Source organism: Niveispirillum sp. CC-CTL257 (assembly GCF_059489915.1).
The window spans coordinates 970,299-984,797 of the sequence record NZ_JCAJXE010000001.1; the positions used below are offsets into that span (position 1 = coordinate 970,299).

The following is a 14,499-nucleotide window of genomic DNA, read 5'->3' on the forward strand; positions in this document are numbered from 1 at the left end:
TCAGCCCTTGGTAGCGCGCGTCTTCGGCTTGTTCAATGCTGCTGCCGCAAGGATCAACGCTTTGAAGGCCTCTGCGTCGATGACGCTGTCCTGGAACAGGTCCAGGGCGCGGCGGGCATTGCCATCCAGGCTGGAATTAAACAGCTTGGTCGGGTCCTCCACCGATGCGCCCTTCGCGAAGGTCAGCTTGACCTTGTCCTTGTAGGTCTCACCGGTGCAAATGATGCCATGGCGTTCCCAGACCGGGACGCCACCCCATTTCACCGTTTCCACGACATCGGGCAGCGCTTCATGGATCAGAGCGCGCACCCGCCCCAGCGTCTCGCCGCGCCAATCGCCCAATTCGGCGATACGCGCATCGATCTGCTGGGCGGCGGTGGGTGCTTCGGTCATGGCGGCAGCCCCCTTAATCCCGCAGCGCCAGTTGTACGCGCCGGTTCTGCTTACCCTTGTTTTCGATCTTCACGATGGTGACGCCGCCGATCTCCCCCGTCCGCGCGACATGGGTGCCGCCACAGGGCTGCAGGTCGATGGTGGCATCATCGGTGCCGATCTGAAGCAGGCGGACGGAGCCCGACCCGGTGGGCGGCTTCACCGACATGGTACGGACAAGGTCGGGCGTGGCTTCCAGTTCCGCATCCGTGATGGTGCGTTCGCGCACAGGATGGTCGGCGGCGATTAACTCGTTCACCGCCGCCTCGATCTGTTCCTTGTCCAAGCTGGCGGACGGTACGTCGAAATCCAGGCGAGACCGGTCGGCCCCCACCTGTCCGCCCGTTACGGCACCCGGCACCACGGCGCACAGCAGGTGCAGGGTGGTGTGCATGCGCATATGCCGGTGGCGGCGGTCCCAGTCGATCTTCTGCGTCACCCGCGCACCGACCGGTGGCAGGGCCGTATCCGGGGCCGGGATGTGCAGGACCTGATCGCCGCGTTCCACCAGTGCCTCGGCCTTGCGCGCATCAATGATGGTGGTGCTGCCGCCATTCCAGGTCAGGGTGCCGGTATCACCCGGCTGTCCCCCGCCATTGGGGTAAAACAGGGTGCGGTCCAGAAGGATTCCTTCCGGCCCCGCCGCCACTACTACCGCCTCAGCTTCCACCTTGTACGGATCGTCACGGAACAGCAGGGTCATGGGCATCCACCTTCAATTCATTCCAGCCAAGTTGGCACCGGCAACCCTTTTTCGCGCAGGAAAGCGGGATTGAACAGCTTCGATTGATAGCGTGAGCCGCCATCGCACAGGATGGTCACGACCGTGTGGCCTGGCCCCAGGGCCTTTGCGACCCTGATGGCGGCACCAACATTGATGCCGCTGGACCCGCCCAGCACCAGCCCTTCATTTTTCAGCAGGTCAAAAACGATGGGCAGCGCCTCTTCGTCCGTCACCTGAACGGCGTCGTCGATGGGGGCATCGACCAGATTGGCCGTGACTCGGCCCTGCCCAATACCTTCTGTGATGGAGGTGCCTTCGGACTTCAGCTCGCCGGTCTTTTTCCAGCTGAACAGGGCCGACCCCATCGGGTCGGCCAGCACGATCTTCACGTCCGGCTTGCGTTCCTTCAGGGCCAGCGCGATGCCGGCCAGGGTGCCGCCGGTGCCGGTGGCGCAGGTGAAAGCATCGACCTTACCGCCCAACTGTTCATAAATCTCCGGCCCCGTGGTGCGGCGATGGCCTTCACGGTTGGCCAGATTGTCGAACTGGTTGGCCCAGATGGCACCGTTCGGTTCCGTCGCGGCCAGTTCCTCGGCAATGCGGCGGGAGACATGCACATAATTGCCCGGATCCTTGAACGGCACGGCGGGCACCAGCCGCAGGTCGGCTCCGCACAGGCGCAGCATGTCCTTCTTTTCCTGGCTTTGCGTTTCCGGCATCACGATGACGGTGCGGAAACCCAGGGCATTGCCAACCAGGGCCAGGCCGATGCCGGTATTGCCGGCGGTCCCCTCAACAATCGTACCGCCGGGGCGCAGCTGCGCGCGCTCAATCGCGTCCTGGACGATGGCCAGGGCGGCACGGTCCTTCACCGACCCGCCGGGGTTCAGGAATTCGGCCTTGCCATAGATATCGCAACCCGTCAGGTCCGACGGGCCCTTCAGGCGGATCAGGGGGGTGCGACCGATGCTGTCCAGGAAACCGTTGCGTACATCCACGGTAAATAACCTTGGTTCATGTGTGAAACTTGGGATCAAATATGGCGGTGTGATTGCGGAATTACCAGGGGTGGTTCCGCACCGCAGATTATCGGTTGCTGCAATGCGGAGTGTAGAATTCCTTAAACCACACCAGCTTCGCGACGCAGGGCATCGCGGTGGCGCGCGAACCAGGAGAGACCCAGAAGGGTGAAACCGCTGGGCACTCTGTTCTCATCCATCAGCGCAATGGCCTTCTCGGCAGGGACCAGATGGACGCGGATATCCTCTACCTCCTCTTCCACGCCGTGGATGCCGCCGATACCGGCGCTGTCCACCAGACCTGCGAAAATCTCCACGATCTCGGTACAGCCGCCGGGGCTGGGCAGCATGGAATAGATGAGGCGCACATTGTGGGGCACACAGCCCGCCTCCTCCTGCGCTTCGCGGATAGCGACATTGGCTGGGTCTTCGCCTTCCTTCACCATGCCGGCCACGAATTCCAGCATCCAGGGATTGACCCCGGCGGCGAACGCGCCCACCCGGAACTGTTCCACCATGACCAGGACATCCGCCTTGGGATCGTACAGCACGATGGCGACGGCGTGGTTGCGGTAGCAGACATCGCGTTCGATCACCGGTGTCATGCCGCCCGCGAACCGTTCATGGCGCAGCTTCATGACGGAAAAATCCATGAACCCCCGGTGCCGGAAGTCGTTTTCCGCCATTTCCACACTCGTGGGGCTGTCCTGGCCGGGCAGGGGCGGGTGAAGGGGCAGGCGGGTCATCGTATATCCGTCGGTTGGCAAATCACTTGCGCCCGCCCCCGGCCCCGGTCCAGCTTAGGGGCCGGACAGGTAAACTTGGGCAAAAGCAGACGGGGGCCACGATGGCGCGCGTGACGCAGGATTTCAACTTTGCCGGCTCGACCGGTGCCACGCTTTTCGGACGGATCGACCTGCCGGACGGACATCCGATCGCCACCGCGATCTTCGCCCACTGCTTTACCTGCAACAAGGATTACCACGCATCGGCGCGAATCAGCCGGGGTCTGGCCGAACGCGGCTGGGCCGTTCTGCGCTTTGATTTCACAGGGTTGGGGGCCAGTGGCGGCGCCTTTGACGAGACGAATTTCTCTACCAATGTCGCCGACCTTCTGTCGGCCGCCGCCGCGCTGACGGTGGAGATATCGGCCCCGCGCCTGCTGATCGGACACAGTCTGGGGGGCACGGCGGTGATGCGCGCGGCGCGGGACCTGCCATCGGTGGGGGCGGTCGTCACCGTCAATTCCCCCTCCGGTCCCCACACGCTGCTGGCCAAGATCGCGGGCCGCGATGCGGAGATGCAGCGCGACGGGCGGGTGCACTTGAATGTCGGCGACCGCGAAATGCCAATCACGGCGGATTTCGTGGCCGATGTCGCCCGCCATGATATGGCATCTGTCATCGGGGGGCTGGGCCGTCCCTTGCTGGTCCTGCATGATCCCAAGGACCCCGTGGTGCCGCTGGCGGAGGCGGATCGCATCATCGCGTTTGCCCAACATCCGAAAAGCTTTGTGGCGCTGGATGGGGCTGGGCATCTGGTGGCGGACCAGCGCAATACGGCTTTCGTGGCTGGGCTGATCGACGGCTGGGCCCGCCGCGCCCTGCGCCTGGACGCCGCCAATGCGCCCAAGCCGGTTGGGGTGGCGCATGAAGGCCCGGTTACCGTCGCGGAGACGGGGGAGGGCACCTTCCACAATCTGGTGAAGGCGGCCGGCATCCGCTTCACGGCGGATGAGCCGACGCATGTTGGCGGCACGGGCCTTGGCCCCAATCCGTATGAGCTGTTGCAGGCCGCACTGGGCGCCTGCACCTCCATGACCATCCGCATGTACGCCAACCGCAAAAACCTGCCCCTGACTCGCGTCTCCGTGACCGTCACGCATGAAAAGCGCGACCCGCAGGAGGGGGAGGTGACGGAGAATGCGGGCGGCAAGGTCGATCATTTCACCCGCACCATCACGCTGGAAGGCAACCTGGATGAGGCGCAGCGTCAGCGCCTGTTGGAAATCGCCGGCAATTGCCCGGTCCATCGCACCCTGCGCAGCCGGGCCAGCATCGACAGCCTTCTGGCCTGACGGTCGCCGGGAACCCCCTTCCTTCTTCACTGTTATCTGAGGGGACGAAGAAGGAAGGAGCGGTACATGGCCATCCGGACCGATCACGAACTGGAAAACGCCGTGCAGGAATATCAGCGGCTGCGCAACGCCCCCGAAGGGTCCGACAGCGCGGCACGCCGGGATTGTCTGAACGCGGATATCCAGACCTACTATCACCAGAACCATCAGGATCTGCGTCCGGCCAAGCCGCGCGAACAGTCGCTGCTCGACAACGATATCCCCGACCCGCCCTATACGCCGGCTGATCCGACGGGCCAGCGGCGCACCCGCGCCAAGGACTGATCCGCCGTGCCGGCCCTTTGCAATCCCCCCATCAGCGCTTAGGATGCGGCGTCCGTCATCAAGGGGGAGAGGGCGATCTTGCGTCGCGGCGATAATTGTTACAGCTGCCGGTTCTGGGTGGGGCACGGTGTGCGTGAGCGCGGACCGAAGGGAACCTGCCGCCGGTATCCGCCGGTCGTGACGGATCGTTACCCGTCGGGCGCCATGCCGACAACAAACTTCACCGACTGGTGCGGGGAGTGGCAGCGCAATGCGGGCGTTCGTGATGCGCCGGAGCCGGATATGCCCGGCACCTCCACCCTATATGACGAGATGTGACGGGATAGACCCGCAAAACACACAATCGTCTGTAAAACTCTTGGCCTATGAAACTGGGCATAGGTCGCGTTTACCCGTTGCGTGACGCCGTCGGTTGGTGCGTACTCATTCCATTCAGGTTGCGGTGGCAATCGTTTCCCGAGTGGACGGAAAGTGGATTTGCGCAGATTTGGCATCAACGCGCGGGGCATGGGACGGGTTGCTGTCGGGCTTTCCGTTCTAATGGGCTTGCTGTGTTCGGGTGCTGTCGGCGCGCAACAGACGCGCAAGCCGGAGCCCCCGCTGCTGCTGCTGACCGAACCCAATCCACCGGTCAATTTTCTTGACCCGCTGACGGGCCAAATCATCGGCCTTGCCGCCGATAAAGTCCGGTTGATCATGCAGGAATCTGGATTGCCGCATGAGATGCGCATCCTGCCCTGGCCGGAGGCGCAGGCCATGGTCGATAGCACGCCCAACGCTTGCATCTTTCTCATGAACCTGACCGATGAACGGCGTCCCAATTATCAATGGGTGGTGCCATTGATGGAGGGTGGGTGGGCCTTGTTCGCGCCGTTGGGGTTCCAGCGTCGGATCAATAGCCCGGCCGATCTTTCCGGCCTGCGCATCGCCGTGCAGGGCGGTGGGGCCGTGGAGAAACATCTGATCGAACTGATCCGCGACGTGCCCAATGTCACCCTGGTGGCGCAGGAGGGGGCGGCAGAGATCGGCAGCATTTTCAATGGCAAGGCTGATCTTTACGCCGGTGGAGCCTGGGCCGCCCCCTATCAGGCGCGGCAGGTGGATATGCCGGTGCGGATGGTCATGCGGCTGACCCGGTCAATCGGGGCCATGGCCTGTAATAAGAAGGTCCCCGCCGCCACCATCACCCGCCTGCAGAAGGCACTGGATACGATCATCGCCGATGGCAGGGCCGGTGTCGTGGAACGGCGTTACAGCACGCCCGGCTCCTGGGGCGGATGGGGCCAGGATCGGCGTCCCCCATCCTGACGGTGCTCGACTATCAGACCCAGTCGATGCACATCATCAGTTTATCGACCCGCTGCCCGTCGCTGGCCAGCGGCAGACATAGCCAGTGGAAATGCCGATGACTTCGGCTCAGCCACCACAGGTTCTCTTCCCCGCTCAGGGGCCGGCCCCGGCGTCGCACCGTTTCCAACCGGCGGAACCAGCCGGCAAAGGCGGAACCCAGTAACTCTTCGTCAAGAATCCTGCCGGTCAGTTCCTGCCCAAGCCCCTCGACGACGGCCGTTCCCGCCAGTCGGCAACGATACTGACCATTCGTATAGTCCAGGATCAGGATATAGGGGAGAAGACCGGGTATTGCCGTCGGTTCGATATGTTGACGTCCTGGTATTACCCCGTCTGTGCCAAATCCGGCCCAGTAATCATGAAAGTCCCGCAGCCGGCCTGTTGCTGGTTCTGGCGGTGGCTCAGGGGGTGAACGCTGCAATAACTTGAACATGATCGTTTCCATTCCCGTGTGAAGGAACCATGATCCTGTTCCACCCTCCGGGCAACTAACCGTAGGGTCAGGAATGGCCCTTTGCCCGGTGAACTATGCGGGAGGATAGGCATGCGTTGCGAACATAAGGAACGGGTTCAGAAATGCGAACGAAGTGAGAACAAACCTCTTGTCGTTCACATTTTGTTCTGACATTGTGGCTTCACGAAAACGAAGGAGGCTCACATGAACCGCGTTGCTTACGTTCGTGATTTCCTGGCCATCACCGGGTTCTTTGGCACCATGTATGCGTGGTTCGTGGTCGGCGCTGCCCTGGGGGCATGACGATCCGTTCCGGCCCGCAACATCCTATGCGGCGGGGCCAGTGTTTCCGGTTTTGTTTCCCGAATGGCGCGTCAGCCGTTCCGGTTGATATGCTCCCGCACGGCGGAAAACACCGCCTGGAACATCTCCGTCGTCAGACGGCCTGTGTTCGTGTTGTAGCGGGAGCAGTGATAGCTGTCGAAAAGCACAACGTTCTCCCGCACGTCATGGCGCGCGCCATGGCCGAAGGCGAAGTGCGCCGGACGGCGGCCTAGTGCGGTCAGCGTGCTGGCGTGAGAGACGGTGCCCAGCGCCACGATGGCGCGCAGGTTGGTCATGGCCGCGATCTCCTCTGACAGGAAATCACGGCAGGTGGCAACCTCCGCCGGTGTCGGCTTGTTCTCCGGCGGGACGCAGCGCGCAGCGTTGGTCAGGCGCGTGTCGATCAACTGCACCCCGTCATCGGGCCGCTTGTCATAGGTGCCGGTGGCAAAGCCGAACCGGATCAGCGTGTCATACAGAAGGTCGCCGGCATAATCGCCCGTGAAGGGGCGGCCCGTCTGGTTGGCCCCATGCAGACCGGGCGCCAGGCCCACGATCAGCAGCCGGCCGTCCAGCGTGCCGAAGGCCGGGACAGGCGCATTGTGATAGGTGGGAAAGGCGGCGCGGTTGCGGGCGCGGAATTCCGCCAGACGGGGGCACAGGCCACAATCGCGCCCCGGCACCGCCGGCTGTCCGCCCGTCATTACCATCGCCTTGCCCGCCTGCTGTACCGCCATGACCCACCCCGTGATCCCTGTTGATTGCCGCTCTGGGGTTATGGGTTGATGGCGGCCGGGTCAAGGGGAAGCACGGTTCCGCCCTGCCATGTTTCCGCACCAATACCCGATTTTATGCCGGGCCGCCCTGCGTGCCCGGCTGTTGTGTCATGGGGACGGGTGCCTATAATCCGGCGCTTTCCGGAAACGTCGCATGGAACGACAGGGGAGCCGGCAGCCGTGACCTTCGATATCACCCGCGACAGCCAGGGCACGCCCGTGCCCGTCGGTATCATCATGGGCAGCCAGTCCGACTGGGTCACGATGAAGCACGCTGCCACTGTCCTGACGGACCTGGGCGTGCCATTCGAAACCCGAATTGTGTCGGCGCACCGAACGCCACAGCGGCTTTATGATTATGCGACCTCCGCTAAGGAGCGGGGGATCAAGGTGATCATCGCCGGTGCCGGCGGTGCCGCCCACCTGCCGGGGATGGCGGCGGCCATGACCACGCTGCCCGTACTGGGTGTGCCGGTGGAAAGCCACGCGCTGAAGGGTCAGGACAGTCTTCTGTCCATCGTGCAGATGCCGGGCGGCGTACCCGTCGGCACGCTGGCCATCGGCAAGGCCGGGGCCATCAATGCCGGCCTGCTGGCTGCCTCCATCCTGTCCCTGTCGGATGCGCGCCTGGATGCCGCCCTGACCGCGTGGCGCGCCAAGGCGACGGATGGCGTCGCCCTGGTGCCCGTGGACGAACCTGTCTGATCCAACTGGCCATGCCTGAAGGAACAAAGACCATGACCGTGATCCCCCCCGGCTCCATCATCGGCATCTTGGGTGCCGGCCAGTTGGGCCGCATGACGGCGCTGGCCGCCGCCCGCCTGGGCTACCGTGTGCATGTCTTCGCGCCCGAAAGTATGGACAGCTCCTGCGGTCAGGTCGTGGCCTATCACACCCAGGCTGGCTGGCATGACCTGCGCGCCCTGGCCCGGTTCGCGGATGACGTCGATGTCATCACGCTGGAATGGGAGAATGTGCCCACCTATGCCGTGGATTTCCTGGCCCGGCATGTCGGTGTACATCCCGGCTCTAATGTGTTGTCCGTGGCGCAGGACAGGGTGGCGGAGAAGAGCTTCGCCAACAAGCTGGGCATCGGCACGGCACCCTTCCGCGCTGTCCGAACCCTGGATGAACTGAAGCAAGCGGTGGCGCAGATCGGTCTTCCTGCCATCCTGAAATCCACCCGCATGGGTTATGACGGCAAGGGGCAACTGCGCCTCAATCCTGGCGACGATCTGTCTGGTGCCTTCGATGCCATTGGCAGTGATGAGGCGATCCTGGAAGGGTTCGTGGATTTCGAGCGGGAGATTTCGGTGATCACGGCGCGCCGCGCCGATGGCACCATGCTCTCATATCCGCCCGTGGAGAACCGGCACAAATCGGGCATCCTGGACACCACCATTGTTCCCGCCGGCATTACCCCCGACATCGCCGCAGAGGCAGTGCGCGTGGCGGAGTTGCTGGCGGCGGAGTTGCATGTGGTCGGCCTGCTGGCGGTGGAAATGTTTGTGGCGCGGGATGGCCGTATCCTGGTCAATGAAATGGCCCCGCGCCCCCATAATTCCGGCCATTGGACCATCGATTTCGCCGAAACCAGCCAGTTCGAACAGTTGGTCCGCGCCATCTGCGGCCTGCCGCTGGGCCCAGTCGGGGTTACGGCACCGTGTGTCATGACCAACCTGATTGGCGATGATATTGACGGGTGGGCGGCGATGCTGGCCGAACCGGGTGCCCGCCTGCATCTCTATGGCAAGGGCGAGGCGCGGCCCGGCCGCAAGATGGGGCATGTGACGCGCCCGGCATAATGGCCTGCGGCCCCTTGTCTGTGATGGGGCGCACAGGTATGCAGGATGTCACCGTTGCGGTTATCTTCGCGTCCGCAGCAATGTCACAGCAAGAATATGGAATTCATCCCCGCAAACCCTTGTCATGCTGAAAACTGACCGGGTTTGTTGGGGTGGAGGGTTCCATGGGTGCGCGCCATGTCGGCCGGGCGGTTTTGCTGGCGGCCGGACTGTCGGGATTGATCGCGCTGGCCGGATGCGGACAGGGTGGACAGCAGGCGGGCGGGGCGCCCTCGGCAGCACCGCAGGTCGTCGTCTCCCAGCCTGTGAAGAAGAATGTCCAGGAATGGGATGAGTATACGGGCCGCTTCGCCGCCGTGGAGGAGGTGGAGATCCGGGCACGCGTCAGCGGTTACCTGACGGCAGTGAATTTCCAGGACGGGCAGATTGTCTTCAAGGGCGACCCGCTGTTCGTGATCGACCCGCGCCCCTATCAGGCGGCGGCGGATATTGCGCGGGCCGGGGTGGCACAGGCGCAATCGTCAGTGCAGCTAGCGCAGCGGGAGTTGGACCGCGCCCGCGACCTGCGGCAGACGCAGGCCGTGTCGCAGGCCGTGCTGGATACCCGCTCCCAGCAGCTTCAGAACGCACAGGCACAATTGCTGGCGGCACAGGCACAGGTGCGTGCCGCGGAGCTTGATCTGGAATTCACTGCCGTGAAGGCGCCCGTCACGGGCCGTGTCTCCAACCACCGCGTCTCGGTCGGCAATCTGGTCAGCGGCGGTTCGGCGCAATCGACCCTGCTGACCACCATTGTCTCACTGGACCCGATCCATTTTTATTTCGATGCCGATCAGGCCTCTTACCTGCGCTACACGCGGCAATCGCGGTCCGGCGAACGGGCCAGCAGCCGCGACAACCCCAACCCCGTCATCCTGGCCCTGCCGGACGAGAAGGATTTCGTCCATAAGGGCCATATCGATTTCGTGGATAATCAGATCGATGATGGCACCGGCACCATCCGGGCGCGGGCCGTGTTCGACAATCCCGACATGGTGCTGACGCCCGGCATGTTCGCGCGCCTGCGGCTGGTGGGCCGACCCCGCTATGACGGGCTGCTGCTGCCCGACGCCGCCATCGGCACCGATCAGAACCGCCGCTTCGTCTATGTCCTGGACAAGGACAACAAGGCAACCTATCGCGGCGTGACCACGGGCCCCTTGATTGATGGGCTGCGTGTCATTCGTGACGGGTTGATCGAAACCGACAAGGTGGTGGTGGGCGGCCTGCAACGGGTGAAGCCCGGTGCCACCGTCACCCCGGTTGAACAGCCCATCACCGCCCCGGCGGGAGGCACGCCATGAGGATCGGTCGTTTCTTCATCGACCGGCCGGTCTTCGCCGTCGTCCTGTCGGTCCTGCTGATCGCCGTTGGTGCCATCGCCTATTTCACCCTGCCGGTTACCCAGTATCCGGAGGTGGTGCCGCCCACAGTCACGGTCAATGCCCGCTATCCCGGTGCCAATGCCCAGACCGTGGCCAATACGGTCGCCGCCCCTATTGAGCAGGAGGTGAACGGGGTGGAGGGCATGTTGTACATGTCGTCCAACTCCACCAGCGACGGTCAGATGAACCTGACCATCACCTTCAAGCTGGGCACCGATCTGGATAAGGCGCAGGTGCTGGTCCAGAACCGGGTGGCCGTGGCGGAACCGCGCCTGCCGGAGGAGGTGCGCCGCAACGGCGTGGTGACGCGCAAGGACAGTCCCGACCTGATGATGGTCGTGCATCTGCTGTCTCCTGATAACACCTATGACCAGCTCTACATCTCCAACTACGCCCTGCTGCGGGTGCGCGATGTGCTGAACCGGTTGGAAGGGATCGGCAATATCAACCTGTTCGGTGCGCGCGATTACTCCATGCGCGTCTGGCTGGACCCGCAGAAGATCGCCTCTCTGAACCTGACGGCGGGGGAGGTGGTGGCCGCCATCCAGCAGCAGAATGTGCAGGTGGCAGGTGGTGGCCTGGGTCAGCCGCCGCTGGATAATCCCCGCGACTATCAGCTGAACATCACCCTTCAGGGCCGCCTGACCGAACCGCAGGAGTTTGAGGGCATCATCGTCAAGCATGGCGAGGATGGGCGTATCGTGCGGCTGAAGGATGTGGCGCGCGTGGAGCTGGGTGCCCGCGACTATGTCACCAATTCCTTCCTGGATGGAAAGCCGGCGGTGGTGCTGGCCATTTCGCAGCTTCCCGGCTCCAACGCCCTGGAAACGGCGGCGCGGGTGCGTGAAGCGGTCGCGACCCTGGCCAAGGATTTCCCGCCCGGCCTGGAATACCGCATCGTCTATGACACGACCGGCTTTATCGCCGAAAGCATCCATGAACTGATCAAGGCCATCGGCGAGGCCATGGTTCTGGTGGTTCTGGTGGTGATGCTGTTTCTGCAGCGCTGGCGTGCCGCCATCATTCCTGTGCTGGCCATCCCGGTATCGCTGATCGGTACTTTCGCGGTCATGTCGGCGCTGGGCTATTCGGTCAACAACCTGACCCTGTTCGGGCTGGTGCTGGCCGTCGGCATCGTGGTCGATGACGCCATCGTGGTGGTGGAGAATGTTGAGCGCAATCTGGCGCTGGGTCATTCCCCCATCGAAAGTGCGCGCATCACCATGGATGAGGTGGGCGGGGCGTTGGTTTCCATCGCCCTGGTCCTGTCGGCGGTGTTCATCCCCACCGCCTTTATCGAGGGCATCCAGGGTGCCTTCTATCGGCAGTTCGCGGTGACCATCGCGGCGGCCACCATCATTTCCGCCTTCAACTCCCTGACCCTGTCGCCAGCCCTGTGCGCCCGGCTGCTGCGACCGCACACGGAAGGGCACCGGGCCGCGACCGCGCGGCTGGCGGCAGTGTCGGCGCTGATCGACCGGTTCTTCGCGGGCTTCAACCGGCTGTTCGACCGGATGGCCGATTTCTATGGCCGGCTGGTGGGGCGCATCACGCATCTGACGCCCCTGGTTGTGGGTGTCTATGTGCTGCTGATCGCCACTACGGGCTTCCTGTTCACCCGCATTCCCGGCGGCTTCATTCCGGCGCTGGATCAGGGTTATCTGATCATGGCCATCCAGACGCCGGAAGGCACTTCGCTGGCGAACACGACCAAGGTCATCCAGAAGGCGGCGCAGATTGCGCGCGAGACGCCGGGCATCGCGCATTCGGTACAGTTCGCGGGTTTCTCCGGCGCCACCCGCACCATTGCGCCCAATGCCGGTGCTATCTTCACACCGCTAGACCGGTTTGAGGAACGCTTGCCCAAGGGTCAGACGGCGGTGGCCGTGCTGCAGAACCTGCAGAAGCGGGTGGCTATGGCTATCCCCGAGGCGCTGATCTTCGTGGTGCCGCCGCCGCCCATCCGGGGGCTGGGCACGTCCGGTGGCTTCACCCTGCGCGTTCAGGACCTCGCCAGCGCCGGGCCGGCAGCCCTGGAACAGGCGACCTGGGCCCTGGCCATGGCGGGTAATCAGGTGCCGGGCCTGATCAATGTCTTCACGCCGTTCAGCGCGCGGGCACCGCAGGTCTATCTGGATGTCGACCGGGTGAAGGCGCAGATGCTGGGTGTGCCGGTAACGTCCGTATTCCAGACCTTGGGCATCTATCTCGGCTCTGCCTACGTCAATGACACCAACCTGTTCGGGCGTACCTTTCAGGTGACGGCTCAGGCCGACGGGCCGTTCCGGTTGGATCCGGAGAATATTGGCCGGCTGGAGACGCGCAACGACAAGGGCCAGATGGTGCAACTGGGTTCATTCGTCGATTTCCGCTTCGTCACGGGGCCGGACCGCGTGCTGCGCTATAACCTGTATCCGGCGGCGGAATTGCAGGGCAACAACCTGCCGGGCGTCAGTTCCGGCACCGCCATCAAGGCCATGGAACAGGCGGCGGCGACAGCCTTGCCGCCGGGGTTCAAGGCGGAATGGACCGACCTGTCATATCAGGAGAAGAATACGGGCAATTCCGCCCTCTATATCTTCCCGCTCTGCGTCTTTTTCGTCTTCCTGGTGCTGGCGGCGCAGTATGAAAGCTGGTCCTTGCCGTTTGCCATCCTGCTGATCGTGCCCATGTGCCTGTTGTCGGCGGTGGCGGGGCTGATGATGCGGGGTATGGATAACAATATCCTGGCCCAGATCGGATTCGTCGTGCTGGTCGGTCTGGCGTCGAAGAATGCCATTCTGATCGTGGAGTTCGCGCGGCAACTGGAGGCTGAAGGCCGTGACCGCTATGACGCGGTGATCGAGGCCTGCCGTCTGCGTCTGCGTCCCATCCTGATGACCTCGTTCGCCTTCATCCTGGGCGTCGTGCCCCTGATGATCGCGACGGGGGCGGGGGCGGAGATGCGGCAAAGCCTGGGCACCGCCGTGTTCTTCGGCATGCTGGGCGTTACCTTCTTCGGCCTGCTGTTCACGCCCGTCTTCTATGTCGTCATCCGGCGTTTCGCCGGACGGGACAAGGCCGTGACGGTATAAAATCAAAAAGGGGCGCCCACTGGACGCCCCTTTTTATCTTCATCTGAGAAAGGCCGACCTCAATCCTTGCGCTTGGTCAGGCTTTCCATCTGGGTCTGCAGCTCGTCCAGCCGCTTTTGCAGCTCGGAGAACTTGTCCTCGGCCTTCGGCTTGGCCTCCGGCGTGGCGGACGGGGCCGGGTCCGTCGTAACGCCAGCGGCACCTTCGGGATTGAACGGGCTGAACATGCGCATGGCGCGTTCGAACAGGGCGATGTTCTGCTTGCTCATCTCCTCGAACCCGCCGAAGGGGAACATGCCCCCGAACGTGTTCTGGAAATAATCCTTCATCTTGTCCTGGTTACCCGTGAACGACTTCATTGAGTGTTCCAGGTAGCGCGGCACCAGCCACTGCATATTGTCGCCGTAAAAGCTGATCAGCTGGCGCAGGAACGGGATGGGCAGCAGATTCTGACCCTTCGACTCCTCTTCCACGATGATCTGCGTCAGGACAGAGCGGGTGATATCGTCACCGGTCTTGGCGTCATAGACCACGAAATCGGTCCCGTCCTTCACCATCTGGCAAAGGTGGTCCAAGGTCACATAGCTGCTGGTCGCCGTGTTGTACAGCCGGCGGTTGGCGTACTTCTTGATGGTGACCGGTGCGGGCTTGGTGTCTTCTTTTTCAGCCATTTGGCGTCGCTTCCCCCGGACAATGCTGCGAACCGTTATATCAAG

Annotated in this window: 15 protein-coding genes; 8 read left to right on the plus strand and 7 right to left on the minus strand. The window is 63.3% G+C overall.

Annotated features, from left to right (window positions below):
* The 4 genes from ABC729_RS04720 to ABC729_RS04735 form a co-directional block, all read right to left on the minus strand.
* Entirely contained in the window at window positions 1-393 is a 393-nt protein-coding gene (locus ABC729_RS04720) for a DUF1801 domain-containing protein (protein WP_495606489.1), read from the minus strand.
* Window positions 394-406: 13 nt separating this feature from the next.
* A complete protein-coding gene (locus tag ABC729_RS04725; protein WP_495606490.1) occupies window positions 407-1,135 on the minus strand; it encodes an alanyl-tRNA editing protein in 729 nt (242 codons plus the stop codon).
* Window positions 1,136-1,152: 17 nt separating this feature from the next.
* Window positions 1,153-2,154, minus strand: coding sequence for a cysteine synthase A (locus ABC729_RS04730; RefSeq protein ID WP_495606491.1), 1,002 nt, complete (start codon window positions 2,152-2,154; stop codon window positions 1,153-1,155).
* Between the two features lie 122 nt (window positions 2,155-2,276).
* On the minus strand, window positions 2,277-2,921 hold the full coding sequence (locus ABC729_RS04735) for an NUDIX domain-containing protein (RefSeq protein ID WP_495606492.1): 645 nt from the start codon (window positions 2,919-2,921) through the stop codon (window positions 2,277-2,279).
* Window positions 2,922-3,022: 101 nt separating this feature from the next.
* On the opposite strand from ABC729_RS04735, the gene ABC729_RS04740 reads away from it, so the two are divergent.
* The 4 genes from ABC729_RS04740 to ABC729_RS04755 all read left to right on the plus strand — a co-directional run bounded on the left by ABC729_RS04740 (window position 3,023) and on the right by ABC729_RS04755 (window position 5,884).
* Complete coding sequence (locus ABC729_RS04740; protein WP_495606493.1) at window positions 3,023-4,252, plus strand: bifunctional alpha/beta hydrolase/OsmC family protein; 1,230 nt, start codon at window positions 3,023-3,025, stop codon at window positions 4,250-4,252.
* A 66-nt stretch (window positions 4,253-4,318) separates the two neighbouring features.
* On the plus strand, window positions 4,319-4,576 hold the full coding sequence (locus ABC729_RS04745) for a hypothetical protein (RefSeq protein ID WP_495606494.1): 258 nt from the start codon (window positions 4,319-4,321) through the stop codon (window positions 4,574-4,576).
* A 78-nt stretch (window positions 4,577-4,654) separates the two neighbouring features.
* On the plus strand, window positions 4,655-4,894 hold the full coding sequence (locus ABC729_RS04750) for a hypothetical protein (protein ID WP_495606495.1): 240 nt from the start codon (window positions 4,655-4,657) through the stop codon (window positions 4,892-4,894).
* Between the two features lie 159 nt (window positions 4,895-5,053).
* A complete protein-coding gene (locus ABC729_RS04755) occupies window positions 5,054-5,884 on the plus strand; it encodes a substrate-binding periplasmic protein (protein WP_495606496.1) in 831 nt (276 codons plus the stop codon).
* Window positions 5,885-5,897: 13 nt separating this feature from the next.
* Here the strand turns inward: ABC729_RS04755 and ABC729_RS04760 are convergent, their stop codons facing one another.
* Together ABC729_RS04760 and ABC729_RS04765 are read right to left on the minus strand one after the other, a co-directional pair.
* Window positions 5,898-6,371 carry a PAS domain-containing protein gene (locus ABC729_RS04760; protein ID WP_495606497.1) on the minus strand — a complete coding sequence of 158 codons (474 nt, stop codon included), beginning with the start codon at window positions 6,369-6,371 and terminating at the stop codon, window positions 5,898-5,900.
* A gap of 383 nt (window positions 6,372-6,754) precedes the next feature.
* Window positions 6,755-7,441, minus strand: a complete 687-nt coding sequence (locus tag ABC729_RS04765; protein ID WP_495606498.1) for a uracil-DNA glycosylase — start codon at window positions 7,439-7,441, stop codon at window positions 6,755-6,757.
* 276 nt (window positions 7,442-7,717) lie between these two features.
* Between ABC729_RS04765 and purE the strand changes: the two genes are divergently transcribed.
* The 4 genes from purE (at window position 7,718) to ABC729_RS04785 (ending at window position 13,783) form a co-directional block, all read left to right on the plus strand.
* Window positions 7,718-8,185, plus strand: coding sequence for a 5-(carboxyamino)imidazole ribonucleotide mutase (gene purE / locus ABC729_RS04770; protein WP_495608642.1), 468 nt, complete (start codon window positions 7,718-7,720; stop codon window positions 8,183-8,185).
* A 32-nt stretch (window positions 8,186-8,217) separates the two neighbouring features.
* Entirely contained in the window at window positions 8,218-9,285 is a 1,068-nt protein-coding gene (locus tag ABC729_RS04775; protein WP_495606499.1) for a 5-(carboxyamino)imidazole ribonucleotide synthase, read from the plus strand.
* A gap of 164 nt (window positions 9,286-9,449) precedes the next feature.
* The gene (locus tag ABC729_RS04780; protein WP_495606500.1) at window positions 9,450-10,628 is read left to right on the plus strand and encodes an efflux RND transporter periplasmic adaptor subunit; all 1,179 of its coding nucleotides are present in this window, start codon (window positions 9,450-9,452) and stop codon (window positions 10,626-10,628) included.
* Window positions 10,625-13,783, plus strand: a complete 3,159-nt coding sequence (locus tag ABC729_RS04785) for an efflux RND transporter permease subunit (protein ID WP_495606501.1) — start codon at window positions 10,625-10,627, stop codon at window positions 13,781-13,783. The genes ABC729_RS04780 and ABC729_RS04785 overlap by 4 nt, the downstream gene beginning before the upstream one ends.
* 59 nt (window positions 13,784-13,842) lie before the next feature.
* Here ABC729_RS04785 and phaR read toward each other — a convergent pair whose 3' ends face one another.
* Window positions 13,843-14,454: a polyhydroxyalkanoate synthesis repressor PhaR gene (phaR, locus tag ABC729_RS04790; protein WP_495606502.1), complete on the minus strand. Its 612-nt coding sequence runs from the start codon at window positions 14,452-14,454 to the stop codon at window positions 13,843-13,845.
* Between the last annotated feature and the right edge of the window lie 45 nt (window positions 14,455-14,499).

Excerpts from the sequence above, each read along its gene's own strand:
- ABC729_RS04720 (WP_495606489.1), bottom strand. The coding sequence starts at position 393 with ATGACCGAAGCACCCACCGCCGCCCAGCAGATCGATGCGCGTATCGCC.
- ABC729_RS04725 (WP_495606490.1), bottom strand. The coding sequence starts at position 1,135 with ATGACCCTGCTGTTCCGTGACGATCCGTACAAGGTGGAAGCTGAGGCG.
- ABC729_RS04735 (WP_495606492.1), bottom strand. The coding sequence starts at position 2,921 with ATGACCCGCCTGCCCCTTCACCCGCCCCTGCCCGGCCAGGACAGCCCC.
- ABC729_RS04740 (WP_495606493.1), top strand. The coding sequence starts at position 3,023 with ATGGCGCGCGTGACGCAGGATTTCAACTTTGCCGGCTCGACCGGTGCC.
- ABC729_RS04745 (WP_495606494.1), top strand. The coding sequence starts at position 4,319 with ATGGCCATCCGGACCGATCACGAACTGGAAAACGCCGTGCAGGAATAT.
- ABC729_RS04760 (WP_495606497.1), bottom strand. The coding sequence starts at position 6,371 with ATGGAAACGATCATGTTCAAGTTATTGCAGCGTTCACCCCCTGAGCCA.
- ABC729_RS04765 (WP_495606498.1), bottom strand. The coding sequence starts at position 7,441 with ATGGCGGTACAGCAGGCGGGCAAGGCGATGGTAATGACGGGCGGACAG.
- purE (WP_495608642.1), top strand. The coding sequence starts at position 7,718 with ATGGGCAGCCAGTCCGACTGGGTCACGATGAAGCACGCTGCCACTGTC.
- ABC729_RS04775 (WP_495606499.1), top strand. The coding sequence starts at position 8,218 with ATGACCGTGATCCCCCCCGGCTCCATCATCGGCATCTTGGGTGCCGGC.
- ABC729_RS04780 (WP_495606500.1), top strand. The coding sequence starts at position 9,450 with ATGGGTGCGCGCCATGTCGGCCGGGCGGTTTTGCTGGCGGCCGGACTG.
- ABC729_RS04785 (WP_495606501.1), top strand. The coding sequence starts at position 10,625 with ATGAGGATCGGTCGTTTCTTCATCGACCGGCCGGTCTTCGCCGTCGTC.
- phaR (WP_495606502.1), bottom strand. The coding sequence starts at position 14,454 with ATGGCTGAAAAAGAAGACACCAAGCCCGCACCGGTCACCATCAAGAAG.